The organism is Variovorax glucosi (assembly GCF_051216695.1).
Classification (GTDB): domain Bacteria; phylum Pseudomonadota; class Gammaproteobacteria; order Burkholderiales; family Burkholderiaceae_C; genus Variovorax.
In genome coordinates this window covers 1-695 of sequence record NZ_JBPJZE010000365.1, presented here as the reverse complement: position 1 = coordinate 695, position 695 = coordinate 1, and the positions used below count along the sequence as shown (strand labels likewise).

The window sequence follows — 695 nt, the reverse complement described above, 5'->3', positions numbered from 1 at the left end:
ACGACCGCATGCAGATCGTGCCGGTGAGCCCGAAGCTCACGCGCCGCGTGGGCATCGCGCATCGCCAGCACGCGGTGCTCGACAGCGCGACGCTGAGCGTGTTGAAGGTGCTGACGGCGTTCAGCCAGGTCTGAGCATCGCGAGCCGCGCGCTCATGCGCGCCAGGCGCTGGGGGAGCGTGCGCACATCGTCGGCGATGCCGTGGTTGCGCCGGCCGAAGATGCGGCGCACGTAGGCATCGGCCGCGCCGTCCACCGCGAGGCAGGCGGTGTGCACGCCGGCTTCGCGCGCCTCGGCCACGGCCTGGCGGGCGTCTTCGATCAGGTACTTCGGGTCGTGCACGTCGATGTCAGAGGGGGCGCCGTCAGTCACGAGCAGGATCGCGCGTTGGCCCTCGGGCTCGCCGCGCAGGTGCGAGGTGGCATGGCGCAGCGCGGCGCCCATGCGCGTGGAGTAGCGCCCTTGCACCGCGCCGATGGTGGCGCGCGATTCGGCGTCGAGCGGCTGGCCGAAGTCGAGCAGGCGGTAGTAGTAAACCTCGGCGCGCGTGTTCGACGAGAAGCCGTGGATCGCGAGGCGGTCGATGCCGCTTTGCGCATTCGATGCGGCGAGCAGCAGGGCGGCCTGCTTTTCGATCTCGAGCAGCGAGACGCCGTGCGGGCCCGCATCGTTCGCCGATGCTGACAGGTCGAGCA

At 70.8% G+C, this 695-nt stretch carries 1 protein-coding gene; it reads right to left on the bottom strand.

Going from position 1 to position 695, the window contains the following annotated elements; genetic code table 11:
• Positions 1 to 120 precede the first annotated feature (120 nt).
• Positions 121 to 695 (bottom strand): nitric oxide reductase activation protein NorD (locus ACSFA3_RS25710; protein WP_435508142.1); only part of this gene is annotated, 575 nt, incomplete at its 5' end.